Source organism: Actinoallomurus sp. NPDC050550 (assembly GCF_040655075.1).
Lineage (GTDB): Bacteria > Actinomycetota > Actinomycetes > Streptosporangiales > Streptosporangiaceae > Actinoallomurus.
The window spans coordinates 192,030-218,344 of the sequence record NZ_JBFAJC010000014.1 but is presented as its reverse complement, the minus strand read 5'-3'; the positions used below and the strand labels follow the sequence as shown (position 1 = coordinate 218,344).

Below are 26,315 nucleotides of genomic sequence, written 5' to 3'. Positions count from 1 at the left end.
CGGCTGCTCGTCGAGGACGGCATCGTGCTCTGCAAGTACTGGTTCTCGGTCAGCGACGCCGAACAGGAGATCCGATTCCGCAAGCGGCTCGAGGAAGGCGTCGTGTTCGACGAACCCGCGCCTCGCCTACGACGTGGACGACATGTTCGTGGGCGCCGTGCCCTCCATGTGATCAGCCCGCTGAGTGATCAACTCGTACGGCCGTGACCGTCCCACCATGGCCGGCTCTTGGTGTGGTCCCATCTCGGACAGATCCGTGATCACTACGTCCGCTCCGTGCGCGTGGAGCGCGGCGGCCGATCCATGACAGAGCCGCCCGGCACGCCGCTCACCTCCCCACCGTTCGCCCTTTATCCCGGGGTTCCGATGGAGTCCCCTTCGCGGCTGTGCCGAGCGGCGTGCTGCGGATCACCGGCCTTCGCGGGGCGTTCCACGCCGGCTATCGCGCCTTCTGCTGGACGGGAAGGTGCTCGACCAGCGTATCGCCGGAAGGGAAGAAGATGCTCTCGTGGCCGTCCTTCCATCGGACCAGATAAGGCGGTGCGCCGTTCTTTCCATGCACTTCAATAATGACGCCCTTGCGGACCTCGTCACCGACGTGTCGACTCTTGACCACCAGTGCGTCCCCGGCAACAGCTCGCATGATTCCTCCTACATCCGCTACGCCCCGGCCAGGCGTGGCTCAGCCCTCGATGTTGATCCGTCGGGTGGCCTCTTTGGCCTCCTGGAGCGGCACGATGATCGTCAGGACACCCTTGTCGCACGTCGCCTTGATCTCGTCTTCGCGCGCGTTCTCCGGCAGCCGGATATGGCGTTCGTAGGAGCCGTACCGGAATTCCGAATGACGGGGTCCCTCGTGTTCTTCCTTCCGCTCGGCCCGGATCATCAGGATGCCCCGCGAGATGCTGATCTCCACGTCATGGTCCGGGTCGACGCCGGGAAGCTCGGCTCGGATGACGTACTTGTCCTCGTCGACGTAGTCCTCGATCCGGATGGCCTGGGCGGTGAAGGGCCGCAGCGTGGTGAACGGCGTCTCGAACAGGTCAAAGAGATCAGGAAGTCTGGTTTCTCTGCGGGCTGGTGTTCCCACGGAATCCTCCTCAACTCGACTGCACCTTTATTCCAGCCGAATTGCGGGCCGGGCCCTAGAGGCGGACTTCCCTCGCGTCGGAGGACTTCGGTCCCTGGTGACCTGCCCGTTCGCCGCTCGTCGGTGGGCACCGAACCGCGCGGCGCCAACTGGCGCGTCGGCTCTGGCGCGTTGCCGTGGCGGTCAGGTGCCGCAGGGCCGATGGCAGCCGGATCGGGCCGTTGATCCCTGCCCGAACGGCGTCGCCGCTGGTGGGGTAGAAGTGAACAGAAGAGGTTGAGGTGGATGCAGGGTCGGCGACGACGCCGGTGGTGGTCGGCGAACGTTGGGGAATCGCTCGCGAAGGCGGGTCACCGCATCATCGATGCCCAGCTGGGGGATGCGAAGGATCGCCGAGCGGCTCGGCGCCCGCGACCACGGCACCTTCGGTGGCCGGTTGCGGAAGGACATCCGAGGGCCGCGCCCTTGAAACCCGGTTCCACATTCGACCTCGAATGACAGGCGGTGTCGCTCGGTGGCCGGGAGCGGAGGAATTCCGCTTCGGCCGCGCGAAGGACCGCGAGTACGCATGGCCGCGCCTCGGGGACCTTCGGCCTCTGGCGCCCGGCGGCGCCGACGGGTGCGATGAAGGCGGGAGGTGGTAATGATGCTGGTCTGCGAGGTGATGACGACGCCTGTGGTGACGGTGCCACGGGAATGGACGGTGAAGCAGGCGGTTCGTCTGCTGTACGAGCGGGACATTACGGCCGCTCCGGTGGTCGACGAAGCGGGGCGGATGGTCGGGATCGTCAGCGAGATGGACCTACTGCGCGGGGAGTTCGAGGCGGACCCGCGGGCCTATCTTCGACCGGCGGCGGAGGCGGAGTCGCAGCCGCCGACGGTAGTGGAGGAGGTCATGACTCCGAATGTGCGGACCGTCCGGGCGACCGACGACGTCCTGCGGCTTGTCGACCTGATGATGACGACCGGGGTGAAGAGCGTTCCCGTCATGCGTGGCGACGGCGTGGCCGGCATCGTCAGCCGACGCGACCTGATGGGAATCCTGACCCACGGGGACGAGCGGATCCGTGACGATGTGCTGAGGGCTCTTAAGGAACTGTCCGCCGAGACGGCGGCCACGCGGGTGGCGGTCCACGATGGCATCGTCGAACTGGGCGGCGACGGCGACGACAGGACGGCGCGGATCGCCGACGTGATCGCGCGGACCGTGCCCGGCGTCGTACGTGTCGTCCACCACCAGTGATCGGCCGTAGGCCGGTTTGAAGAGAGACCTCGTAGCAGATGTCTGCCATACGGCGGCCATGTATCTGACGCTCGTCGGGCTCGGGGCGATGAACTCACCGCGTTATCGGCCTGCCGGGTTGCTGGTCAGGCGCGGTCGGTGCCGCGTCATGCTGGACGGGGGAGGGGCGAGCACGCCGCAGCCGCCGTTGGACGCCTGGCTCGTATGCGATGAGCGGGCGGAGTTGATGCCCGGTATCAGGCGGCGTTGCCGGGCCCTCGGCGGACTGGAGCCCGCCGTCGCGGAATTCACCTGCGGGCGCCTGAGCATCATTCCTCTTCGCGTGGCCCACACGTCCCATCTCACATTCGGCTACCTGATTCAGGGCGCCGGACGGCGCGCGGTGTGGGCACCGGAGTTCTGGGAGTTCCCGGCGTGGGCGGACGGCGCCGACATCATGTTCGCCGACGCTGCCGGATGGCGGCGGCCGATCCGATTCGGCGGCGGCGTCGGCGGCCATGCGCCGGTCATCGAAACGGCCGAGCGGGCCCGTCGCCACGGCGTGCGCAGGCTCGTCTTCGCGCACATAGGCCGTCCCTCGATCCGCGCCATCGACGCGGGACAACGACCGCCTTACGGCGAATGGGGAGTAGAGGGGCGCACCTACCGTCCGTGACGCGGAACAAGGACCTTCGGTCGTCGGCATGGCCGACGAACGGCCCTGGTCAGGTGGGTACTCCCTTGAGAAGTGTGAGTGTTGTCGCCGCGAAACGGAGGCGTGGCCATGGCGTGGGAGCCGATCCGTAAGCGAGGCGTTCCGGTGATGCGTCCCAACCTGGTCGACTACGACGAGGCCAGACGGGCGTTCACCTGGGAGAGGGCTCGGGCGGACCTGTCGGGCCTCCCGGGCGGTCGTGGCCTCAATATCGCCCATGAAGCGGTCGACCGGCATGCGTCCGGTCCTCGCTCTGACGCGGTCGCGCTGCGATGCGTCGGGCGCCATGATGAGCTCACCGAGCTGACCTACGAGGACCTGCGGCGGGAGACCAGTCGGTTCGCCAACCTGCTGTGCGCTTTGGGTATCGGCCGGGGTGATCGAGTGTTCACGCTCCTGGGCCGGGTCCCTGAGCTGTACGTGACGGTTCTGGGCACGTTGAAGACCACCGGTGTGCTGGCGCCGCTGTTCTCGGCGTTCGGCCCCGAGCCGATTTGTGAGCGGCTCCGGCTCGGTGACGCCCGGGTCCTGGTGACGAGCGACGAGCTGTACCGCCGAAAGATCGCCGGGATCCGGGACCGGCTGCCCGGTCTCAAACACGTCCTCGTCGTCGGCGACACCGCGCCTGAGGGCACCCTGTCCTTCGACGAGGCGCTGGCCGCCGCGAGCGACGTCTTCGACATCCCGGACACCGATCCGGAGGACATGGCACTGCTGCACTTCACCAGCGGAACGACTGGGCGGCCGAAAGGAGCGATCCACGTTCATGACGCTGTGGTCGCCCATTACGCCACCGCGCGGTTCGCTCTCGACCTGCATTCCGAGGACGTCTTCTGGTGCACCGCGGACCCGGGGTGGGTGACCGGGATGTCCTACGGGGTCATCGCTCCACTGACGTGCGGGCTGACGATGGTCACCGACGCCGGGGAGTTCGACGCCCGGCGCTGGTACCGGGTGCTGTCGGAGCAGCGGGTGACCGTCTGGTACACCGCGCCTACCGCGATCAGGATGCTCATGAGGCATGGAGCCGGGATCGTCGGCGAGTATGACCTGTCGGCGCTGCGGTTCGTCGCCAGCGTCGGCGAGCCGCTCAATCCCGAGGCGGTCGTGTGGGGCCAGGAGGCGCTCAGGCTGCCGATCCACGACAACTGGTGGCAGACCGAGACGGGCGCGATCATGATCGCCAACTTCGCGGCGATGGACATCCGACCGGGTTCGATGGGACGGCCGCTGCCGGGCGTGGAGGCCGCCGTGCTCGAACGCGGTCCGGACGGGCGCGCCCGGGTCGAGGACGGCCGGGTCCGGGTGGTCGAGGACGGGGCGGGCGAACTCGCCCTCCGCCCTGGGTGGCCGTCGATGTTCCGTGGCTACCTGCACGACGAGGAGCGGTACGCCAAGGCGTTCGCCGGCGGCTGGTACTTGACCGGCGACGTCGCCCGCCGTGACGCGGACGGCTATTTCTGGTTCGTCGCCCGTGCCGACGACGTCATCAAGTCGGCCGGGCACCTCATCGGTCCGTTCGAGGTCGAGAGTGTGCTGATGGAACACCCCGCGGTCGCCGAATCGGGCGTCATCGGCAAGCCGGACCCGATCGCGGGTGAGATCGTCAAGGCCTTCGTCGCGCTCCGGACCGGACACGAACCGAGCGACAGTCTGCGGCGTGAACTGATCGCCTTCGCCCGCCGCCGGCTCGGGGCGATGGCCCCGAAGGAGATCGCCTTCGACCAGGACCTGCCGCACACGCGAAGCGGCAAGGTGATGCGACGCCTGCTGAAGGCCCGCGAGCTCGGTCTGCCCGAAGGGGACGTCTCGACATTGGAGAGTGCCTCATGACGCGTGCCAAGGGGGCGGTCGCGGAGCACCGCAAGGACCTGTTGCGGCAGATGCTGCTCATCCGCCGGTTCGAGGAGAAGTGCGTCGAGCTGTACAGCGCCGCCAAGATCCGCGGCTTCCTCCACCTCTACATCGGGGAGGAGGCCGTCGCCGTCGGCGCACTGCAGGCGCTCACCGACGAGGACAACGTCGTCTCCACCTACCGTGAGCATGGCCACGCGCTGGCCCGCGGGGTCCCCGCGAACTCGATCATGGCGGAGATGTACGGCCGCACCTCTGGCTGCAGCCACGGCCGAGGCGGATCCATGCATCTGTTCGACGTCGACCGGCGCTTCTACGGCGGCAACGCCATCGTCGGCGGCGGCCTGCCGCTCGCGATCGGCCTCGCCCTGGCCGACAGGCTGCGCGGCGACCGACGGGTCACCGCCTGCTTCTTCGGTGACGGCGCCGTCGCCGAGGGGGAGTTCCACGAGTGCCTCAACCTCGCCGCGCTGTGGGAGCTGCCCGTTCTGTTCTGCTGCGAGAACAACCTCTACGCCATGGGCACCGCGCTGGCGGTCGAACACAAGGAGACCGACCTGGCGGTGCGCGCCGCGACGTACGAGATCCCGGCCTGGCCGGTCGACGGCATGGACGTCGTCGCCGTCGAGGACGCGGCACGCCACGCCGCCGAGGCCGTACGTGAAGGGGGCGGCCCGCACTTCCTAGAGCTGCGCACCTACCGGTTCCGCGCCCATTCCATGTACGACCCTGACCGGTACCGGGACAAGGCCGAGATCGAGGAGTGGAAGCGCCGCGACCCGATCGACGCCCTGGTACGGCGCGAGAAGATCTCCCACACCGACCTGGAACTGATCGACAAGGAGGTGGCAGCCGAGATCTCCGAAGCCGTGGAGTTCGCCGAAGCGGCCCCGCTGGAGCCGGTCGAGGACCTCACCCGTTTCGTCTACAGCCGGCCGGGCGGGCCGTCATGAGCGAACCGCTCAAGATCACCTATCGGGAGGCGATGCGCGCCGCGCTGCGCGACGCCCTGCTTCGCGACGAACGCGTCTTCCTCATGGGCGAGGACGTCGGCCGGTACGGCGGCTGCTTCGCGGTCAGCCTCGGCCTGCTGGAGGAGTTCGGACCCGAACGCATCCGCGATACGCCGCTGTCGGAGTCGGCGTTCGTCGGCGCCGGGATCGGCGCCGCCCTCGCCGGGATGCGGCCGATCGTCGAGATCATGACGGTCAACTTCAGCCTGCTCGCCCTCGACCAGATCCTCAACAACGCCGCAACGCTGCTGCACATGTCCGGCGGGCAGCTCAGCGTCCCGCTGGTGATCCGCATGACCACGGGCGCGGGCCGGCAACTCGCCGCCCAGCACTCCCACAGCCTCGAAGGCTGGTACGCCCACATCCCCGGCCTGCGCATCGTGGCCCCGGCGACGCTCGAAGACGCCCGCGGGATGCTCTGGACCGCACTCCAGGACCCCGATCCCGTTCTCGTCTTCGAACACGGGTCGCTGTACACCATGGCCGGGGAACTGCCCACCGACGCGACCGCCGTCGACATCGACAGCGCGGCCGTGCGCAGGCCCGGCCGGGACGTCAGCGTGATCACCTACGGCGGCACTCTCGGCAAGACCCTGACCGCCGCCGATGAACTGTCCGCCGACGGAATCGAGGCGGAGGTGATCGACCTGCGCACCCTCCGCCCGCTCGACGACGCGACCGTCATCGGCTCGGTCCGGCGCACGCACCGCGCCGTCGTGGTCGACGAGGGCTGGCGTTCGGGAAGCCTGTCCGCCGAGATCACGACCCGAATCGTCGAGCAGGCCTTCTACGACCTCGACGCGCCGGTGGAGCGGGTCTGCACCGCCGAGGTCCCCATTCCGTACGCGAGGCATCTGGAGGAGGCCGCAGTCCCGCAGACCACGGACATCGTCGCCGCGGTCCACCGGGTGGTGGACGGCGATGCCTGAGTTTCGGATGCCCTCACTCGGCGCCGACATGGAGGTCGGCACGCTCACCGAATGGCTGGTCCGTCCCGGCGACCAGGTCCGGAAAGGCGACATCGTCGCCGTCGTCGAGACCGACAAGTCCACCGTCGAGGTCGAGTGCTTCGACACCGGAACCGTCGGGGAACTCCTCGTGGAACCGGGTACACGCGTCCCGGTCGGCACCACGCTCGCCACGATCACCGAGGCCGGTCCCGCGCTCGCGCCGGAACGGGCCGCGGCGCCACGGGTCGTCCCGCCCGCAGCGGCGCCGGAGCCCGTGACCGGCCCCGCACGGCCGTCCGCCGAGCGCCGCCCACGCCGAGCACCCCGAGGGGCGCCCGCTCCGCAGACCGGGAAGCGAGCGCCGACGGCACGGCCGAAGGTCTCCTCACCGCTGATCCGGCATCTCGCCCATCAGCGTGGAGTGGAACTGGAGACGATCCGAGGGACCGGGCCGGCCGGCGAGATCACCCGAGAGGACGTCGAACGCGCCACCCCGGCACGCGTCAAGGCATCGCCGCTGGCGCGCAGGCTCGCCGCCGAACTCGGCGTCGACCTGGCCACCGTGACCGGCAGCGGTTACGGCGTGGTCGTCCGCGCCGAGGACGTGCGGACCGCGGCCGAGGCCGCTCGGCAGGCCGTCCGCGAGTCACGGCCCACCGAGGCGGTCCCCCCCGATCGCACAGCGTCCATGCGCCAGGCGATCGCCCGCGCCATGTCCAGGTCCAACCGGGAGATCCCGCACTACTACCTGGCCGACACCGTCGACCTGACCCGCGCCCTCGAATGGACGCGGCAGCGAAACCGCAAGGTGCCGGTCAAGGACCGCCTGATCCCCTCCGCGCTGTTGCTCAAGGCCGCGGCCCTCGCACTACGGGAGGTTCCGAGCCTCAACGGATTCTGGATCGACGACGCATTCGTCCCAGCCGGCGGAGTGCACCTCGGCGTGGCGATCTCCTTGGGCGGCGGCGGCCTCATCGCACCGGCCCTGCACGACGCCGACGATCTCCCCCTCCCTGAGCTCATGTCAAACCTTCGTGACCTCGTAGCCAGGGCACGCGCCGGACGGCTGCGTGGTTCGGAACTCACGGACGCCACCATCACCGTCACCAATCTCGGCGACCAGGGCGTCGAGTCGGTTCATGGGGTGATCTACTCGCCCCAAGTGGCGCTCGTCGGCTTCGGCGCGATCCTCGAACGCCCGTGGGCGATCGATGGAGCCATCGCCGTACGGCCGGTGGTGTCCGCGACCCTCGCGGCCGACCACCGGGCCACCGACGGATACACGGGCGGACGCTACCTGCAGGCGGTCGCGCGGCTTCTGCAACGACCGGAGGAGCTGTCATGACGCCCGACGAGGCGCAGCAAATGATCGAAGAGGTCCTGGCGGAGATCGTGCCGGGTACCGACCTCGCGGAGCTGGGCACCGACAGCGACCTGCGCGAGTCTCTCGAACTGGACTCTCTGGACTTCCTCTCCTTCGTCGAGGCTCTCAGCGACAGGTGCGGCCGCCGTATCGAGGAGGACGACTACCCGCGTTTGGCGACGATCGAGGACGGCGTGACCTTCCTTACCGAAGCGGATTGAGCCTGCCGAGCCTGGTCGGCGTACAGCCGGTAGGAGGCGTTGGCGAAGGCCTCACCCCGCATGGACTGGGACAGGTCGGTGCGGGTCTGCGGGTTCGGGACATGTACTGCGGGGGTGGTTGGCGGTGCCGCCGCCAGGGCTGGGGCGATGAGCGCCGCGTTTACTCGGGTGCTGAAAACTCGTTCCAACCGAGCCGTCTGCGGAAATACCCGTTCGGGAGAGATGCGGAGCAGTTGACGGTGGAGGAGGCGGTAAGCCGGATGGGTGGGCCGGATAGGCGGCCGGATCTTCTGGGGACGCTGGCCAGGGATGCGCGGCTGATCAGCGATCAGATGCACGCGGTCCTGAGCGGACAGTCGTCGCACGGTGGGCCGAGGCCCTCGCCGGTGCGGCGCCGGGACCGTCGACGGCGGCGTGAGACTTGCTGATCAGTGGCGATGCGAACGCCGACCCCGGCCAGCCTGTGACCCTTTAGGCCGTCGGCCTCACCCACCTGCCCGTGCTGTCACTCGGTCCCCTGACTGACGGCTTGCACCAGGTGTTCGGTGGTGCTTCATGGGTCCGAGTCTTGGAGGGCGTGGTCGTAGCGTGGAAGTCGTGCCGGAGATCACAGGGATCCATCACATCGCGCTGCCGGCGGCCGATGCACTGAACAGCGGTGAGTGGTACGAGCGGGTACTCGGATTCTCCCGTCTGCTGGTGGAAGAGGAAGAGGATCGCGTCAGTTCCGTCGCGCTGGAACACCCCAGCCGGATCGTGCTGTTCCTGCACCAGGTCGACGAAGGATTCCAGGCCTGGGAAGACTTCGCGGCCTTCGCACTGGAGGTGCCGGATCACGATGCGCTGAAGCAGTGGGAACACCGCCTCACGCTTCACCAGGTCGAGCACTCCGGCGTGCGTCCCGCCCACCTCGGCTGGGTGCTGGATCTGGCCGCACCCGATGGCTTCCGGATCCAGTTGCACACTCGCCCTCTGGTCAGCTCGGATGACGTTTGACCGCTCCTGACAATGGACATCTGCTGGGTCTCAGGGACGTCAGATCACCTTCCACGTCGGGAGAGCCGGATGAAATGCAGCCGCTGGCCTGCCGGCCGGGATGCGGACGGCGAGTACTGCCATGTCGTCATGGCCGTCACTGGGATGGCGGTTGAGGAGGGTCTTGCACAGATCGTCCAGCGGTCGGCCGGTTTGGGCCGTGGCGATGGCGGCGAGGCGTGTCAGGCCTCTGTCGAGGGCGTGGTTGCGGTGTTCGATGAGGCCGTCGGTGAAGAAGATCAGTGTGGAGGCTGGTGGGAGGCGGTAGGTGTGGTCGTGGCGTGGCAGGCTGGTATCGACGCCGAGCGGCAGGTCCGGTTCGGCGTGCAGGTAGTGGGCTGGGCAGCCGGGCGTGAGTAGTAGTGGGGGAGGGTGGCCTGCGCTGCTCCAGCGGAGGATCCAGGCATGGCCGTCGAGCTCGATGCGGGTCAGACATGCGGTCGCCACAGGATTGTCGATGATCGCACGGAGAGCCCTGTCGAGTTCGGCGAGGACGGCGGCGGGCGGAGTGCGTCGGTCGAACAGCAGGGCCCGAAGCATGTTCCGGATCTGCGCCATGGCCGCGGCGGCTTGGAGATCATGGCCGACGACGTCGCCGATGACCGTGGCGCAGGCCCGGTCGGGGACCAAGAGCGCGTCGTACCAGTCCCCGCCGATGTGGCTGGGCGTGGCGGCTGGGCGGTAGCCGGCGGCGGCTTCGAATGGCCAGAGGTCGGGCAATCGTGGCAGCAGCAGCCGTTGGAACTCCTCAGCGTCGGAGCGCATCCGCTCATATAGATGAGCGTCGTCGATGGCCAGCGCGGCAGCACCGGCCAAGGCGGTGATGAGTGCTTCGTCGTGGGCGTCGAAGGGCCGATCATCCCGTCGCTCGGAGACATACAGGTCTCCGTAGATATGGCCGCGGATGCTGATCGCAGCTCCCAGAAGGGTGTGCATTGGTGGGTGACCGGGCGGGAAGCCCGCCGACTCCGGGTGTCTGGAGATGTCATCGACCCGTAGCCGTCCAGGATTGTGGATCAGGTGTCCGAGCAGTCCGCGGCCATGTGGGAACTCCACGCCGGTCAGGTCGGCTCTTTGCTGGTCCGATAGACCCTCCGGGATGAAGCGTGCGAGGTATTCGCCCTCTTCATCGAGGACGCCGAGGGCGCCATATCGAGCCCCGACGAGTTCGATCGCGGTCGTGACGATCAGTCGCAGGATCGTCGACAGCTCTACGTTCCGGCTCAAGACCGCCTCGTACAGATCGTGCAATTGGTCTTGAGCACGTGCGAGCCGTTTGAGTTCGTCGGCGATCTGCTCGAGTTCGGCGCCCAAGCGCAGACGCATCGTTGGCCGTGCCTGCGTCGTCGCCTCTTCCCGGTCCATGGCGTCTGCCTAACTGTTCCTCCTGGCTCGCAGGGTCATCCGGCGGCGATGGCAGACCTGGCGGTGCGAGTCAGGAGGCACGGAGCGTCGTCATGAGACTGCGAGAAGCAGTGTCTCGGACGAGTCGTTGATCACTGCCACGCCAGCCGGTCGGACCCTGCCGACGGGCTGGTGTCCACTTCAGTCCAGGCGAATTGTCGGCCGGACCCTAGAGGCGGATTTCCCTCGCACGCCAGGACTTCGGTCCCTTCGGCTCCGGGGCGGTCCGTCCCGTGACGGTCAGGTGCCAATGGGCGACGGCGGTCGGCTCGGCCGTTGATCTTCGCGCATTGCGAGATGATCTCGGGTCCTGCCCGGCGGCGGCGATGTTCCGCTTGAGGATGAGGATCTGGACCTTTGACCCGTTCTGTCGGGGAGGTTGGGCCCTGCTGCGGGGCCACCGGCCAGTGCGATGCTGCAGGCAGGTACGTGGAGGGAGGGCGTGATCCCTTTGGTCGGCAGGTTGCTGAGGGCCAAGGCGGTCGCTGTGCGTTCCCAGCGCACGACGGTCGGCGGCGGGTCGGTGCGGTGGCCGGGTTAGGAGGAGCTTGAATTCCAGTGCCCCTGATCCCGGGCGGGAGCCGAACGGCGACCGGGACGCGGCGGTCATTGTGGATTTGGTGTGCGCGCTCGTGACCGAGATGCGGCCACAGGCGCCGCACGCGAGAGTGACCCTTGACAGCGAACTGGAACGTGAGCTGGGGCTGAGCAGTCTAGAACTCGCCGAACTGGTCGTACGCGTTCAGGACGCGTTCGGCGTGACTCTGCCCACTGAGACGTTGACCGTGGCCGAGACGCCACGGGATCTGCTACGCGCGGTACGGGGGACCACCCGGCACGGCCCAGGCCGCAGGCCCGGTCGCGCGGCCACCGGCGAGCCGTCCATGGGGCGGTCAGTGGCCGTGGAGCCGCCGGAGACGGAGTCGACGCTGACGGGTGTCCTGCGTTGGTACGGCGAGACGGTACCTGATCGCATCCACATCCGGGTGCTGGGAGAAGGGGGCGTCCAGGAAGAGTTGAGCTACGGTGCGTTGCGTCATGAAGCTGTGAACGCTGCGGCGGGCCTGCTCGACCGTGGACTCGAACGGGGCGACAAGGTCGCGATCATGTTGCCGACCGACCGGTCGTACTTCGTGACCTTTATGGGAGTGCTCCTTGCCGGGGGTGTCCCCGTGCCCGTCTACCCACCGGACCGCGCCTCCCGGCGAGCCGAGCACCTGGCCCGCTACGACCGTATCTTCAACAACGCCAGGGTGACCTCGATGGTGACGGGGGCCGACGCCGTACGATCGGCGCGTTTCCTGCGGTCGCGGGTCGCGACCTTGCGGGAGGTCGTCGCCCCTGGAGATCTGACCGCCTCCGGCGGTGCGTTGCCGGAGGTGGCGGGCGGGGACGTCGCGCTCCTGCAGTACACCTCGGGCAGTACCGGGCACCCCAAGGGGGTGGTGCTGACGCACGGTGAGCTGCTCGCCGACATCCGCGCGATGGGGCAGGCAGAGGCGGCGTCGATGTCCGACATTCTCGTCAGCTGGCTGCCTCTCTATCACGACATGGGGTTGATCGGAGCCTGGCTGAGCAGCCTGTACTTCGGCGTTCCGCTGCTCGTCATGCCGCCGCAGCTGTTCCTGAGCCGCCCGTCTCGATGGCTGTGGGCCATCTGCGAGCATCAGGGGACGATTTCGGCGAGCCCGAACTTCGGCTACGAGCTGTGCCTGCAAAAGGTCACCGACGAGGAGATCCGGGGGCTCGACCTGAGCTCCTGGCGGCTGGCGTTCAACGGAGCGGAGCCCGTCAGGGCGGACACGATCGAGGGGTTCGCCGCCCGTTTCGGGCCGTACGGGTTGCGCCGGGAGGCGATCACGCCGGTGTACGGCCTTGCAGAGGCGGCGGTCGGGCTGACCTTCCCGCCGCTCGGACGCGGCCCGCTGCTCGACCGGATCGAGCGGGAGCCGTTCCTGCGGTCGGGACGGGCCGTTCCGGCCGAAGCGGACCGTTCGACTCTGCGGTTCGTCGCATGCGGCCGACCGCTGCCCGGGTACCGGCTGCACGTGGTCGGCGACACCGGCGAGGAACTGGGAGAGCGCCGGGAAGGGCACATCGAGTTCCAGGGTCCATCGGCGACCTGCGGCTATTACCGAAATCCGGCCGCCACCCGCTCCCTGTTCCACGGGGAATGGCTCGACACGGGCGATCTCGGCTACCTGGTGGGCGGGGAGGTGTACGTCACTGGCCGGGTGAAGGACATCATCATCCGAGCCGGCCGTAACCTCCACCCGGAAGAGGTCGAGGAGGCGGTGGGGAAGGTCGCGGGCGTACGTCGGGGATGTGTGGCGGTGTTCGCCGCGCCGGATCCGCAGACCGGTACCGAACGCCTGGTGGTGCTGGCCGAGACCACACAGACCGATGAGGCTGCGCGCGCGGCGCTGCGAACGCGGATCGTGCGTGCTGTGGTCGATCTCCTGGACGCAGCGCCCGACGACGTCGTGCTCGCGGCGCCGCACACGGTGCCCAAGACCTCCAGCGGCAAGATCCGCCGCACCGGCGCTCGTGACATTTACCGGCGCGGGGCGATCGGCCGATGGCCTGAGCCGGTCGTGGGGACACGATTCCGGCTGCTCGTCCGGGACCCGATGGTGTCCCGGCTGCGTCGGGCACGCCGTGCCAGTGGCGCGATCATGTTCGCCGCGTACGGCTGGCTGCTGCTCATCATGATGGCCGGCCCGCTGCTGGCGCTACTGGTCCTGGCGCCCGTGCAACGGTGGCGACGCAGGTCGCTGCGCGCCGGCATCCGATTGCTGGCCCGGCTCACCGGAACCCCGATCACCACGGAGGGCCTGGACGGGCTCCCGGCAGGACCGTGGGTCGCGGTGGCCAACCACGCGAGCTGGCTCGATGGCGCGGCACTGACCGCCGTTCTTCCGGAAACCTGCGGTTTCGTCGCCGCGGAGATGTACGCTCGACGGCCGCTCAGCGGGTTCGTCCTGCGGCGCCTCGGTGCCGAGTTCGTCGAGCGGACCGACCGCGAACAGGGCGTTCGTGACACCGCCCGGCTCAGCCGCTCGACGGCACGCGGGCAGCAGTTGGTCATGTTCCCCGAAGGCCGCCTGGACGCGGTTCCTGGGCTTCGTCCGTTTCATATGGGCGCCTTCGTCGTTGCGGCCCATGCCGGCGTGCCCGTCGTGCCGATCGCCATCCACGGCACCCGATCCATACTCCGCCCTGGCCGATGCTTCCCCCGCCACGGCCACGTCCACATTGTCGTCGACGCACCGATCCACCCGATCGGCTCTGGCTGGAAGGCGGCGGTCCACCTCCAGCACGCGGCTCGAACGGCGATACTCCGCTGCTTTGAACGGCCTGGCATCGACCGGTCGCCGGGCAGGGCATGAGCGTCCGGTCGCGTGAGCTGGACGACCGGCTCGCTTCAGGCGTGCCGTCGGGAACGAGGAGGAGCCCGGGTTCCGCTGGTTCATCGGCGGAAGCGTGCGCCATGGAGGCGATGCCGTCTCGCCACGCTGGCCGTGGATCGGCCTGCGCCGGGTGCGTTTCTCGTCTTCGCCGTCTCGGTGACCCGCGTGATGAGATCCCGCAAATGCTGGTTGACCTCGGCAGGGCGCTCGAGTATCAGCAGGTGGCCGGTGTGGGGGATCACGATCAGTTCCGCTCCGGGGATCGCCGAGGCGAGAACCTGGGAGTGCTCGACCGGGGTGATCAGGTCCCGATCGCCGACCATCACCAGCACCGGCACCCGCCCGAGCACCGGGAGTGCGGCGCGTTTGTCGTGGGTGAGGAACTCGGTGAAGAACTCCGCGATCACTTGGATGGGGACGGAGGCCATCAACTGGGTGGTCAGCCTGGCCACTGGTTTGGGCACCCGGGAGCCGAACAGGTACGGCGAGGTCAGCAGGAACGACATCCCGCCGAGAGGCCGGCGGGCCGCGTCGACCAGACGTGCCTGCCGTCGCAGGGTGCCGAGGGTCACTGGCACGACGCGATGCAGGATCCGCGCGGCCGGCACCGGAAGACCGACGGTGACCGATGCCAGGCTTCCGGCCGAGGTGGAGGCCAGGACGACCCCCTTCACCCGGTCGCCGAACAATTCGGGATGTGATTCGGCCAGCCCGAGGATCGCCATTCCGCCCATGGAGTGGCCGACCAGCACCACCGGACCGCGGGGCGTGGTCGCCTCCAGCACCGCGTACAGGTCACGCCCCAGCTGGTCGATGGTCGCGTTCGGCGGGATCCCCCATCCGGACCTTCCATGGCCGCGATGATCCCAGAGCACCACGCGAACCTTGCCGGCCAGCGTGGCTCGCTGAACATGCCAGCTCGTGGAGTCGAGCAGGAACCCGTGGCAGAACACCACTGTCGCGGTCGCCCCGGGTGCGTCCTGGACCTCGACGTAGAGTTCCACACCGTCGTCGGCGGTCACTCGCGATCGCGTGGCGGGCGGCGCCTCCATCGGCCCACTGCCCGCGAACGTGCCGCCGGACACCAGCAGCGGCACCGCGCGCTCTTGCGCCAGTGCGGCAGCGACATCGGCGAATGACATGCCACCGACCTCCATCGGGATCATGCCGAAGCCGATTCGGTTTACCGGCCGTCGCCCAGCGATCGATATCGGCATGGGGCTGCTTCATCCACAGCCTCTATTTCACGTTGAGTCACACGACGCGCGTTCGCGCAGGGGCATACGTCCTCGGTCCTACGGCGAACGGCCTCTCCGCCGAACCCACCGGACCAGAGGTTTTACCGTTCTCCGCCGGCTTTCTCAAAGTCGAAGATCATGCGGTGCATGTCCTTGATGGCCGTGTCCAGCTTCCTGATGGCAGCGTTGATCTTGGCGGCTGAAGGTCGTGCGGTCGTGGTCTCGTCGATGTGATCCAGTGCGGCATGCAGGTCGGACCCGACCATGAAAAGCCGGCGTACCACCGCGTCGGCCCGTTCATGAAACTCCTCGTGCGTTTCCCGGCGTGGCTCATTTGAGTTCGTGTCATGGTCATCGGGCTCGTTCTCAGCGCATCGAATGCTCTGGTCGCGCCAGTGTCTCCCCGCCACGGCCTTCCCTTCTGTCATGGCTGGGGTCCGGGCAGCGTGGCACCGCCGGTCAACGAGGGAATCACGCCTATTGTTTATCAATCCTCGGGAATCGCCAAGCGAGATGATTCGAACGTAGCGTGTAACCGACCCCGCCTGTGGCGTCCGTTCCTGAGCTGGCCCGATAGGACGACATCTCACTGGTGCCGCCGGGGGAGGTCTTGCTCGGCGGCGGCCACGTTCTGCTTGACGGTGAGGAAGCTGTCGGGGGTCACGGAGATCGAGTCGATGCCCGCATGCACCAGGATCCGGGCGAAGTCGGGGTCGTCACTCGGGCGCTGCCCGCACAACCCGACCTTGCGGTGCTGGATGTGGGCGGTGGTGATGAGCCGCTGGATGCTGCGGGTGACCGCGGGATTGCGTTCGTCGAACAGGTGGGCCAGCGCCGCCGAATCGCGGTCGACACCGAGGGTGAGCTGGGTCAGATCGTTGCTGCCGATGGAGAAGCCGTCGAACCGCTCGGCGAACAGCTCGGCCAGGATGATGTTGGAGGGGATCTCTGCCATGACGTAGACCTGCAGGTCTGCCTGACCTCGGATCAGGTCGTTCTCTCCCATGACCTTCAGCACCTCGTCGGCCTCCTCAACGGTCCGGCAGAAGGGGATCATGACGATGACGTTGGTGAGGCCGATGTCGTCCCGGACACGCCGGATGGCGCGGCATTCCAGCGCGAAGCCGTCCCGGTAACCGTCGCTGTAGTAGCGGCTGGCTCCGCGCCAGCCGAGCATCGGATTCTCCTCGCTCGGCTCGAAGCGCCGGCCGCCGATGAGCCTGGAGTACTCGTTGGTCTTGAAATCGCTCATCCTGACGATGACGGGGTCGGGCCAGCGGGATGCGGCGATGCGGGCGACGCCGTAGGCGAGCCGTTCGACGAAGTATTCGGACCTGTCGTCGTAGCCGCGAGTCAGCTCGATGATCCGCTTCCGGTCATCGTCGTCGACGGAGTCGAAGTGGATCAGTGCCATCGGATGGATCTTGACGTGGTTGTTGACGATGAACTCGATGCGGGCCAGGCCGACGCCGTCGGCGGGAAGCCGCCACCAGCGGAACGCCGCCGCAGGGTTGGCCAGGTTGAGCATCACCCTCGTGTTCGTACGGGGGATGTCGGCCAGGTCCAGGTCTTGTTCTTCGAAGTCGAGGATGCCGGAGTACACGAAACCCTGATCGCCTTCGGCACAGGAGACGGTGACCGGCTGCCCGTCCGCCAGGTCGGTCGTGGCATGCCCGGTGCCGACGATCGCGGGCACGCCGAGTTCCCGGCTCACGATGGCGGCGTGTGACGTGCGGCCGCCATGGTCGGTGACGATGGCGGCGGCCCGCTTCATGATGGGCTCCCAGTCCGGATCGGTGATCTCGGTGACCAGCACCGCGCCGGGAGAGAAGCGATCGATCTCCGCGGGGCTGCGCAGCACGCAGACCCGGCCCGTGGCGATGGCGTCGCCGATCGCCAGTCCGCTGACGAGCCGCTGCCCCCCGGCACGCAGCCGGTACGAGCGCAGCAGCGCGGCCTCGCGACGGGTCTGGACGGTCTCGGGCCGGGCCTGGACGACGAACACGTCGCCACTGAGGCCGTCCTTGGCCCACTCGATGTCCATGGCGACGCCGTAGTGCTTCTCGATCGCCGCCGCCCACCGGGCGAGGGCGAGGATCTCCGTCTGGTCGAGGACATGGCGGTGCCGCTCGTCCTCGTCCGTGTCCACCATCCGCGTGGTGGCCCGCTCAGAGTCCTCCGCGTAGACGGTCTTGCGCTGTTTGCGTCCCTGCGCCGTGGACAGAACCGGACGAAGGTCAGGCCGGTCGAGCAGGGGTTTGAACACCAGGTACTCGTCCGGGTCGACCAGTCCGCCGACGACCGTGTCACCCAGCCCCCACGCGGCGTTGATCAGCACCGAGTGCGGGAATCCGGTCTCGGTGTCGATGGAGAACATCACACCCGCGCCGGCCAGATCGGAACGGACCATCCGCTGCACACCGACCGACAGTGCGACCTTGAGATGGTCGTAGCCGAGTTTCTCGCGATAGTCGATGGCCCGGTCCGTGAACAGGGACGCATAGCACCGCCGGCACGCGGTCAGCAGGGCCTGCTCACCGGTGACGTTGAGAAAGCTCTCCTGCTGCCCGGCGAAGCTGGCCTCGGGAAGGTCCTCCGCGGTCGCGCTGCTGCGGACGGCGACATCGGGGTCGACGCGCCCGACGCTCTTCCCCAGACGACGATAGGCATCGATGATCGCCTCGGCGAGAGCAGTCGGAAGGTCGGTCTCCTCGAACGCCCGCCGGATCGCCCGGCCGACCGTCGCCAGCTCCGCCCCCTGGTGCAACCGGTCGATCTGCTCGGCCACCCGCTCGCGCAGACGGCCCACCGCGAGATACTCCCAGTAGGCGCCCGCGGTCGTGGCGAAGCCTTCCGGAACCCGGACGCCCACCGGCGCGAGATTCCGGATCAGCTCGCCGAGCGACGCGTTCTTTCCACCGACGACGCCGATGTCGTCGCGACTGAGCTCGGGAAACCAAACCACCCGGTCCACGTTGCGCACGACGGTTCACCTTCCTCGCCCGCGTCGGGCATGTGGCTCCAAAGCCGTCGGCGGCCTGATCCGCCCCTTTCGACACGGCATCGGTCCTTCGATTCCAGGCTCCGTGGGTGAAAGCGGGCGCGACAGGGCCGATGGTCCTCGCACCCGCGGGCGTTCCGCCAGACCGTCGGCGAGGCCGCAGGAAATCGGGTGCGTCAGGACCGTACGAGCGGGGAGCGGTCCAAGACGACGATGCCGGTGCGCATTATCCCAGCGTGCCGAGAGGGCCGCGTGGGACGAATGCAGATGGTGTCACCCTTTGATGACTCCCAAGGGGACGAGGCGGGCGATCTTGCGGCACAGTCCGGCACCTTCGGCGGTGACGATGACCGCATCGATGTCCTTGTAGGCGGTTGGGGCCTCTTCGGCGAGGCCGCGCCAGGAGGCACCGCGTACGGCGATGCCGGCCGCTTCGAGGCGCTCGCGGAGGTCTTTGCCGCGTACGGTGCGGGCGGCTTGGTGACGGCTTTGTCGGCGGCCGGCGCCGTGGCAGGTGGAGTTGAAGGCCGGGTTGCCGGGGACGCCGGTGAGCACGTACGAGGCGGTGCCCATGGTGCCGGGGATGAGCACCGGCTGGCCCGCGTCGGACAGGTCCGCGGGCAGGTCGGGGTGGCCGGGCGGCAGGGCGCGGGTGGCGCCTTTGCGGTGGACGCACAGCCGCCGTCGCCGGCCGTCGAGCTGGTGTGTTTCGATCTTGGCGAGGTTGTGGGAGACGTCGTAGACCAGGTCGAGGGTGGCGCCGTAGAGGGTGGCGAAGGCCCGCCGGGTGGCTTCGGCGAGGAGTTGGCGGTTGGCGCGTCCGTAGTTGGCCGCGGCGGCCATCGCGCCCAGGTAGGCGCGGCCCTCGGGAGAGTCGGCGGGGACGCAGGCCAGCTGCCGGTCCGGGACGGCGATCCCGTACTGGGGCATCGCGGTTTGCATGGCCCGTACGTGGTCGGTGCAGATCTGATGGCCGAGGCCACGCGAGCCGCAGTGGATCATGACGCAGATCTGGCCGGGATGCAGTCCGAATGCCTTGGCGACGGTGTCGTCGTAGATTTGGTCAACCGTCTGGATCTCCAGGAAGTGGTTGCCGGATCCCAGGCTGCCGAGCTGGCCGAGGCCGCGTTGTTCGGCCCGGCCGCTGACGGCCTTCGGTGTCGCGTCGATGACCGCTCCGGCGTCTTCGCAGCGTTCCAGGTCGCGGGTGGTGCCGTGGCCGGCTCGGACGGCGTAGCGTGCTCCGTCGGTCAGGATCTCCTCGAGTTGTGCGCGGCCGGTGAGGGACCAGACCGCGCCGCGCCCGGGGCCACGCGGAATCGTGTGGTCCAGGCGATCCATGAGCGCGCCCAGCCGGGAGCCGATCGCTCCGCGATCGAGGTCGGCGGCCAGCAAACGGACTCCGCAGGAGATGTCGAAGCCGACACCGCCGGGGGAGACCACGCCATCGGCCTGGATGTCGGTGGCGGCCACGCCGCCGATGGGGAACCCGTAGCCCCAGTGCACGTCCGGCATCGCGTACGAGGCGACAACGATTCCCGGCAGCGCGGCCACGTCGGCCACCTGCTGCAGCGCCTCATCGGCGGCCGGATCGGGCAGGAGAGCGGGTGAGGCGAACACCACACCCGGGACCCGCATTGATCCTTCCTGCTCGACCCGGAACCGGTAGGGACCCTCTTGGGCGATCCGCACGGTTGGTCACAGTGGGGCGGATTCGGCCATGTCGGCGGTGGCGAGTTGCACGAGTCGGCTGCCCAGGTCGATGAGGGCCCGGCCCGCCGCGAGTTCGTCGCCGATCTCCGGGACGGCCCGGTCGCGCGGGTGGCGCCGGGCGTGGCCCTGGCCCTTCAGGACTGTGCCGTTCATCGTCACCAGGACGGCGTGCACGTGGGTGTCCTTGCCGCTCTCACTGATGTCGATCCGAACGCTCCACTGCTTGGTCTCCATGGCGTTCTCCTCCCGTCTCCGCGTGCGCGGTTCATGTCCCGGGGGACGGTTGGGGGAGCGGCGCGAGATGATCGATGAACCACTCTCGCCCGAGCCCCGCGATCGTTTCGAGGGCTCCGGGTTCTTCGAACAGGTGCGTCGCGTCAGGGACAACGGCGAGCCGGTTCTCGCAGCGCAACAGAGCCTGGGCCTGTTGGTTGAGCTCGAGAACGATCTCGTCCCGTCCACCAACGATGAGCAGGGTGGGGGCGGTCACATGAGCCAGCCTGGGGCCCGCCAGGTCGGGTCGGCCGCCACGGGAGACGACGGCGGTGACGTCAGCATCGGGTTCGGCGGCGGCACACAGCGCCGCGGCGGCCCCGGTGCCGGCACCGAAGTAGCCGACCCCGAGCCCGTCGGCCTCGGGGAGGCCGCGTAGCCAGGCGGTGGTGTCGGCCAGTCGGCGGGCCAGCAGTTCGATGTCGAACACGTTGGCCCGGTCGACCTCCTCCTTGGCGGTGAGCAGGTCGAACAGCAGGGTGCCGAGCCCGATCTGGTTCAGCGCGGTGGCCACGTAGCGGTTGCGCGGACTGTGGCGGCTGCTGCCGCTGCCATGGGCGAACATGACGAACCCGCGGGGATCCTCGGGCACGGTCAGGCGGCCGGCCAGCCGTACCGGCCCGGCCTGTACCTCGACCTCCTCATCCCGCGGCAGGTCGGTGTTCGGCGATGAGTGGACGCCCGGCGCGGGCCCGTGACCGCCCGCCTGCCGAAGGCAGGCCGCGACCTGCTCGTCGCTGGTCTGGGAGAAGTCGGCGTACCACTGCCCGATCGCCGCGAATTTCGCGGGAGTCTCCAGGCAGATCAGTTCGTCGGCCTCGCCCTCCAGCACGGTGGTCCAGCCAGGAGGCGCGACCGGGACGGCGAGTACGACGTGTGCCGCCCCCTGTGCGCGCGCCACCTCGCAGGCGGCCCGCGCCGTCGAACCGGTGGCGATGCCGTCATCGACCACGATCACCGTCCGCCCCTCCAGTGGCACCCGGGCCCGACCCCCGCGGTACCGACGCCCGCGCCGTTCCAACTCGGCGCGTTCACGTGCCTCCACCGCGGCCAGTTCATTGGGAGACACTTGTGCCATGCGGACGATGTCGTCGTTGATGATCCGCACGCCGTCCTGACCGATCGCCCCCATGCCCAGCTCCGGCTGGAACGGCACTCCCAGCTTCCGGACCACGATGACATCCAATGGCGCGTCCAGCGCGCGGGCCACCTCCCCGGCGACGGGAACGCCTCCTCGCGGAAGCCCGACGACCACGAGATCCCGGCCTCTCAGATGGCGAAGCCGCGCCGCCAGGCGTCGGCCCGCGTCGATTCGATCGATGAACATCACGGCTCTGCCCCCTCACATTCAGGCTCGGCATTGTGGGCCGACGCGGTCCAGGGGCGATGGTCCCGCGCCGTCGGGCCGTTCAGGCCGGGGTGACGGCAGCCCCAGGCGGATGCTGACGGGCCGTGCCGCTCGGGGTGCCCCTACGATCGGCTTCGGTCGCGGAAACACGCAGCCGGTCATCATCCGTTGCTTCCGGCGTTGCCGCCGGACCGCCGTACGATGGCCAGTGGGCCCTCGGCGTGGTGGAGGGCTGCGTTGCTGACCGAGCCGAGGCGCAGGCCGGGGAATCCGCCGCGTCCTCTGGCACCGACCACGAGGAGTTCGGCGGTGCGTGAGGCCTCGGTGAGGACGGCGGCCGGGTTGCCCTCGATCACCTGTTGGATCACCGATACGTCGGGGTACTTGGCGGTCCATCCGGCCAGGGATTCGGACAGGACTCTGGCGCCCTCTTCCTCGATCGTGAAGGTGTTGTAGTAGGCCGGACGCATCTCCGCCGGATAGTCGGGGTGGTTCCACGCGTGGATCGCGCGCACCCCGATCGCGCGCATGGCCGCCTCCTCCAGCGCGAAGGCGACGGCGTCGATGGAGGCTTCGGAGCCATCGATCCCGACGACGATCTCCGGCAGCCGGGGCCTGCGGTCGGTGTCGGTGGGCACGATGACGACCGGGCAACGAGCGTGTTCGGCCGCCTGGCGGCTCACCGAGCCGAGTAGCAGCCGGGTGAAGGTACCGGTTCCGCGCTGTCCCAGAACGAGCAGCGCGCCGTCGGCCGACTCCTGAAGCAGCGTGCCGGGAACGGGACCGACGCCGAGCCGTCGTTCGATCTCGACGAGGGCGAACGTCCGGGCGCGTTCCTCGGCCACGTCCAGGACTTTCAGCCCAGGGGTCTCCGGTGGTGGGGCCATCGATCCGTGACCGCGGTATGCCGGGATGTCGCCGCGTTCCCAGCCGGTGGTGATGTGCACGATGCGAAGTGGTAGGCGTCTGCGCCCGGCCTCGGCCGCGGCCCAGTCCACGGCGTTCATGGCGTGGTGTGATCCGTCGACGCCGACCACGATGGGTTTCCGCATGACGCCCGCCTTTCTGCCCCGGGCCATCGAACGCCCGTAATCGCCTTCGCCGGATGGCCTTTCTGGCATCGTGCGTTTCTCGGTGACAGGCCCGATAGGGGCGATGGTCCCGCCGACCGTCGCGAGGACCGTCCTTCGAACGCACGACCAAGCGCGACGCGCCCACGCTGACGGTGAAACGCCGACGGTTCGTCTCGGTAGGCCAGACGAAGGTCCTGGCAGACGGTGGCGAACGCGGTCCCGCACGCTGGGGAGGGCCTGGTGGCCATGGGTCCCGTGGTGTGGGGACCTTCGCCTCGTACGACCGCGACCAGCGCCGCGCCTTCGGACATGCCAGACGCTGCCGGAAGGATCCCGCGGTGACCGCGTCGCCGCGTCGCCGCTCATCCCGGAAAGCCGAATCGCCCGTGCAGCCGGACGAAGCTTGCCGGGGTGAGGATCTTCTGGTGCTTCAGCCCTGCGGGGGTGCGGTGGAACAGCACCACGTCTTCTTGACCGCCGGGGCCGATGGGCTGTACGAGCCTGCCGCCGAGCCGGAGTTGCCGGGTGAGCGGCTCGGGGACCTGTGGGAAGGCGGCCGACACGATGATGGCGTCGTACGGAGCGTGTTCCGGGACGCCGCCACTGCCGTCCCCGGTGATCACCTTGACATTGTGGATCGCCTGGCGGGCGAGGTTCTGCCGGGCTTGGCGCGCCAGGTCCGGCCACCGCTCGACGCTGACGACGTCCGCTGCCAGGTATGCGAGGAGTGCGGTCTGGAAGCCGAGGCCCGTGCCGATTTCCAGTACGTGCTCCTTGCCTCTCAGGCCGAGGCCCTCGATCATCCGCGCCGTTAGAGAGGGTTGCGTGGTCACTTGACCGTGGCCGATCTCGATGGGTATGTCGATGTAGGCTGCGGTGGCATGCTCGGCGGGAACGAACTCCGCTCGTGGCGTCGCACGAATGGCTTCGAGCACACGCTCATCGCGGATACCCGTAGCCCGGACGGTCTGGACGAGATCTTCCGGCGAAGCGCCTGCGGTCATCCTCCTCGCTTACCCACGGCCGACCGGACGGTGAACGAGATTCCCGCCGAACCTTGAGACGATCTCCGATCGATCGCTCTCCGCGATGCCCGGTCCGGGGAAGCTCGCACGCCGACAGTCGGAAGCCCTGGATGCCCAGAGCACGGCGGCCGCCTGGGAGGACTTTGGTCCCAGACGCGCGCGACCGCACGGCCCTATCGACGTCTTCGCTGATCGAGACATCGTGAAACAGGGGGTGAAGATGAACCACGCGACGGTACAGGACTACATGACGACGGACATCGTGTGCCTGCGGCCGGATGACGGGTTCAAGGTGATCGTCCGAGCGTTGGCGGCGCGAGGGGTCAGCGGGGCTCCGGTCGTCGATGAAGGTCGGCGCGTGATCGGTGTACACCGGCGATGACCACCGTCAGGGCACGGAAGCCATGATCGCCGGGACACGTCTTCGGAACCGTGGCCGGCACGCGACGAGGTCGGCGAAGCCCGGCCCGCCGAACGAGCCGCCGAAGCCGGCACCGCAGCCGCCTCCGTCCTGGCGCTTCTGGCTGCTGCCGATCGGCATCGTCATCACCCTGATCCTGCTGATCGGACGAGGAATCTCCACCGAGCCCCGGCCGGCGACGTTGTCCTACACCGAGTTCGCGGCCGATGTGAACGCCGGCCAGGTGTCGGATATCCGGGTCGATGACACCGGCGCGGTGAGCGGGACGCTGAAGGGCGGCAAGAGCTTCACCAGCCGGATCCCGACCGCGCTGAACACCACCCAGCTCGCGAGCGAGCTGCGGGCCAAGGGCGTGAAGATCACGGCGACGCGAAGCAGCGGGTCCCTGGCCGCCCTTCTGCTCAGCTTCTTGCCCCTGCTGTTCATCGTCAGTCTCTTCATGTGGAGTGGACGGGCGGCGCAGCGTTCCCTGTCGGGAGGTGTCGGCGGGTTCGGCCGCTCGAAAGCGAAGATCATTGAGGCCGAACGTCCGGTGACGCGGTTCGACGACGTCGCCGGTTACGAGGGCGTCAAGCAGGAGATCAGCGAGATCGTCGATTTCCTGCGTGATCCAGACCGGTATGCCGCGGCCGGTGCCAAACCGCCGCGCGGTGTGATCATGGTGGGGCCGCCCGGCACGGGCAAGACATTGATCGCCCGGGCGGTCGCCGGTGAGGCCGAAGTGCCGTTCCTGTCCGTCACCGGATCGGCGTTCGTGGAGATGTTCGTCGGCGTCGGCGCCTCGCGGGTCCGCGACCTGTTCGACGAGGCGCGGAAGCGGGCGCCTTCGATCGTCTTCATCGATGAGATCGACGCCATCGGCGGACGCCGCGGCGTGGGCGCGATCAGTGGTGGTCATGATGAGCGTGAGCAGACGCTGAACCAACTGCTCGGGGAAATGGACGGCTTCGATCAGTCGAGCGGCATCGTGGTGCTGGCGGCCACCAACCGGCCCGACACGCTGGATCCGGCGCTGCTGCGCCCTGGCCGGTTCGACCGGCAGGTCGTCGTCCCGCTGCCCAACCAGGCCGAACGGGCCGCGATCCTAGCGGTGCACGCCCGTACCAAGCATCTGGCCGCAGACGTCGACCTGGACGCCGTCGCCCGCGGCACGCCGGGATTCTCCGGGGCGGATCTGGCCAATCTCGTCAACGAGGCTGCGATCAACGCGGTCCGTGCGGGCCGGACGATCATCGAGGCCCGGGATATGGACACCGCACGCGACCGCGTCCTGCTGGGCCGCCGGGAGACCTCGAACGCGTTGCTGCCCGAGGAACGGCACGCGGTGGCCGTCCACGAGTCCGGGCACGCGCTTTTGGCGGCGCTGTGCGAGCACGCCGACCCGGTCGCCAAGGTCACCATCCTGCCGGCGGGCATGACCCTCGGTGTCACCGAGCAGCTCCCCGAAGCCGAGCGCCGTCTCTACAGCGAGGGCTATCTCACCGACCTGCTCACCGTACGGCTCGGCGGCCGGGCGGCCGAACTGATCGTCTTCGGTGAAGGGTCCACAGGTGCCGCCGACGACCTGGCCGGCGCCACGCAGATCGCCACCCGTATGGTGCGCGAGTTCGGCCTGTCACCGGCTCTCGGGCCCGTGGGCTACGCCTCCGGGGAACCGAGGTATCTCAGCGGCGCCCCCGAGGACGCGCTGCGGCGGCCCTACTCCGAGCAGACGCAGCGGAACATCGACGAAGAGATCATGCGCCTGCTCCGGCACGCCCAGGACCGCGCCCTGGGCATGCTCCGGGCCCATCGGCCCGCTCTCGACCGGCTTGCGGGACTGCTCGTCGAACACGAGACGGTCGACGGCCACGCAGTCCGGGGAGTCCTGAACGAGGAAGAACGCGATCGCGCCGTCGCATCCGTCAGCGCCCCCGCGACCTCCTGACAACACCGCCGGCGCTCAG

General features: G+C 68.7%; 22 protein-coding genes and 1 pseudogene. 12 read left to right on the top strand and 11 right to left on the bottom strand.

Going from position 1 to position 26,315, the window contains the following annotated elements:
• A pseudogene (locus AB0I04_RS21555) lies at positions 1-207 on the top strand (hypothetical protein); the annotation flags it as partial.
• Positions 208-439: 232 nt separating this feature from the next.
• Here AB0I04_RS21555 and AB0I04_RS21550 read toward each other — a convergent pair.
• Together AB0I04_RS21550 and AB0I04_RS21545 are read right to left on the bottom strand one after the other, a co-directional pair.
• A complete protein-coding gene (locus AB0I04_RS21550) occupies positions 440-643 on the bottom strand; it encodes a DUF1918 domain-containing protein (RefSeq protein ID WP_360886958.1) in 204 nt (67 codons plus the stop codon).
• Between the two features lie 39 nt (positions 644-682).
• Complete coding sequence (locus AB0I04_RS21545) at positions 683-1,090, bottom strand: Hsp20/alpha crystallin family protein (RefSeq protein ID WP_360886956.1); 408 nt, start codon at positions 1,088-1,090, stop codon at positions 683-685.
• Between the two features lie 643 nt (positions 1,091-1,733).
• Here AB0I04_RS21545 and AB0I04_RS21540 point away from each other — a divergent pair.
• The 8 genes from AB0I04_RS21540 to AB0I04_RS21505 all read left to right on the top strand — a co-directional run bounded on the left by AB0I04_RS21540 (position 1,734) and on the right by AB0I04_RS21505 (position 9,424).
• On the top strand, positions 1,734-2,333 hold the full coding sequence (locus AB0I04_RS21540) for a CBS domain-containing protein (protein ID WP_360886954.1): 600 nt from the start codon (positions 1,734-1,736) through the stop codon (positions 2,331-2,333).
• Between the two features lie 148 nt (positions 2,334-2,481).
• Complete coding sequence (locus tag AB0I04_RS21535; RefSeq protein ID WP_360886952.1) at positions 2,482-2,988, top strand: MBL fold metallo-hydrolase; 507 nt, start codon at positions 2,482-2,484, stop codon at positions 2,986-2,988.
• Between the two features lie 147 nt (positions 2,989-3,135).
• Positions 3,136-4,860, top strand: a complete 1,725-nt coding sequence (gene acsA, locus AB0I04_RS21530; RefSeq protein WP_360886975.1) for an acetate--CoA ligase — start codon at positions 3,136-3,138, stop codon at positions 4,858-4,860.
• Positions 4,857-5,834: a pyruvate dehydrogenase (acetyl-transferring) E1 component subunit alpha gene (gene pdhA, locus AB0I04_RS21525; protein WP_360886950.1), complete on the top strand. Its 978-nt coding sequence runs from the start codon at positions 4,857-4,859 to the stop codon at positions 5,832-5,834. The genes acsA and pdhA overlap by 4 nt, the downstream gene beginning before the upstream one ends.
• Positions 5,831-6,823, top strand: a complete 993-nt coding sequence (locus AB0I04_RS21520) for an alpha-ketoacid dehydrogenase subunit beta (RefSeq protein WP_360886949.1) — start codon at positions 5,831-5,833, stop codon at positions 6,821-6,823. Before pdhA ends, AB0I04_RS21520 begins: the two co-directional genes overlap by 4 nt.
• Complete coding sequence (locus AB0I04_RS21515; RefSeq protein WP_360886947.1) at positions 6,816-8,189, top strand: dihydrolipoamide acetyltransferase family protein; 1,374 nt, start codon at positions 6,816-6,818, stop codon at positions 8,187-8,189. The genes AB0I04_RS21520 and AB0I04_RS21515 overlap by 8 nt, the downstream gene beginning before the upstream one ends.
• Complete coding sequence (locus AB0I04_RS21510; RefSeq protein ID WP_360886945.1) at positions 8,186-8,428, top strand: acyl carrier protein; 243 nt, start codon at positions 8,186-8,188, stop codon at positions 8,426-8,428. The genes AB0I04_RS21515 and AB0I04_RS21510 overlap by 4 nt, the downstream gene beginning before the upstream one ends.
• 597 nt (positions 8,429-9,025) lie before the next feature.
• On the top strand, positions 9,026-9,424 hold the full coding sequence (locus AB0I04_RS21505; RefSeq protein WP_360886943.1) for a VOC family protein: 399 nt from the start codon (positions 9,026-9,028) through the stop codon (positions 9,422-9,424).
• A 39-nt stretch (positions 9,425-9,463) separates the two neighbouring features.
• Here the strand turns inward: AB0I04_RS21505 and AB0I04_RS21500 are convergent, their stop codons facing one another.
• Positions 9,464-10,828: a GAF domain-containing SpoIIE family protein phosphatase gene (locus AB0I04_RS21500; RefSeq protein WP_360886941.1), complete on the bottom strand. Its 1,365-nt coding sequence runs from the start codon at positions 10,826-10,828 to the stop codon at positions 9,464-9,466.
• A 707-nt stretch (positions 10,829-11,535) separates the two neighbouring features.
• Between AB0I04_RS21500 and AB0I04_RS21495 the strand changes: the two genes are divergently transcribed.
• On the top strand, positions 11,536-14,256 hold the full coding sequence (locus tag AB0I04_RS21495) for an AMP-binding protein (RefSeq protein ID WP_360886939.1): 2,721 nt from the start codon (positions 11,536-11,538) through the stop codon (positions 14,254-14,256).
• Between the two features lie 80 nt (positions 14,257-14,336).
• Here the strand turns inward: AB0I04_RS21495 and AB0I04_RS21490 are convergent, their stop codons facing one another.
• The 8 genes from AB0I04_RS21490 to AB0I04_RS21455 all read right to left on the bottom strand — a co-directional run bounded on the left by AB0I04_RS21490 (position 14,337) and on the right by AB0I04_RS21455 (position 23,927).
• Positions 14,337-15,419: an alpha/beta hydrolase gene (locus tag AB0I04_RS21490; RefSeq protein ID WP_360886937.1), complete on the bottom strand. Its 1,083-nt coding sequence runs from the start codon at positions 15,417-15,419 to the stop codon at positions 14,337-14,339.
• Between the two features lie 197 nt (positions 15,420-15,616).
• Positions 15,617-15,943: a hypothetical protein gene (locus tag AB0I04_RS21485; RefSeq protein WP_360886935.1), complete on the bottom strand. Its 327-nt coding sequence runs from the start codon at positions 15,941-15,943 to the stop codon at positions 15,617-15,619.
• A gap of 158 nt (positions 15,944-16,101) precedes the next feature.
• Positions 16,102-18,498, bottom strand: coding sequence for a phosphoenolpyruvate synthase (ppsA, locus tag AB0I04_RS21480; protein ID WP_360886933.1), 2,397 nt, complete (start codon positions 18,496-18,498; stop codon positions 16,102-16,104).
• A gap of 291 nt (positions 18,499-18,789) precedes the next feature.
• Positions 18,790-20,208 carry an RtcB family protein gene (locus AB0I04_RS21475; protein ID WP_360886932.1) on the bottom strand — a complete coding sequence of 473 codons (1,419 nt, stop codon included), beginning with the start codon at positions 20,206-20,208 and terminating at the stop codon, positions 18,790-18,792.
• 6 nt (positions 20,209-20,214) lie between these two features.
• Positions 20,215-20,463, bottom strand: coding sequence for a DUF1876 domain-containing protein (locus tag AB0I04_RS21470; protein WP_360886930.1), 249 nt, complete (start codon positions 20,461-20,463; stop codon positions 20,215-20,217).
• A 31-nt stretch (positions 20,464-20,494) separates the two neighbouring features.
• Positions 20,495-21,829 (bottom strand): phosphoribosyltransferase, encoded by a 1,335-nt coding sequence (locus tag AB0I04_RS21465; RefSeq protein ID WP_360886929.1) that lies wholly within the window; start codon positions 21,827-21,829, stop codon positions 20,495-20,497.
• A gap of 182 nt (positions 21,830-22,011) precedes the next feature.
• Positions 22,012-22,902, bottom strand: coding sequence for a universal stress protein (locus AB0I04_RS21460; RefSeq protein ID WP_360886927.1), 891 nt, complete (start codon positions 22,900-22,902; stop codon positions 22,012-22,014).
• A gap of 383 nt (positions 22,903-23,285) precedes the next feature.
• Positions 23,286-23,927 carry a protein-L-isoaspartate(D-aspartate) O-methyltransferase gene (locus AB0I04_RS21455; protein ID WP_360886925.1) on the bottom strand — a complete coding sequence of 214 codons (642 nt, stop codon included), beginning with the start codon at positions 23,925-23,927 and terminating at the stop codon, positions 23,286-23,288.
• 85 nt (positions 23,928-24,012) lie between these two features.
• Between AB0I04_RS21455 and AB0I04_RS21450 the strand changes: the two genes are divergently transcribed.
• Together AB0I04_RS21450 and ftsH are read left to right on the top strand one after the other, a co-directional pair.
• Positions 24,013-24,330 (top strand): CBS domain-containing protein, encoded by a 318-nt coding sequence (locus AB0I04_RS21450; RefSeq protein ID WP_360886923.1) that lies wholly within the window; start codon positions 24,013-24,015, stop codon positions 24,328-24,330.
• Positions 24,314-26,296 (top strand): ATP-dependent zinc metalloprotease FtsH, encoded by a 1,983-nt coding sequence (gene ftsH, locus AB0I04_RS21445; RefSeq protein WP_360886921.1) that lies wholly within the window; start codon positions 24,314-24,316, stop codon positions 26,294-26,296. Before AB0I04_RS21450 ends, ftsH begins: the two co-directional genes overlap by 17 nt.
• Positions 26,297-26,315: the final 19 nt, after the last annotated feature.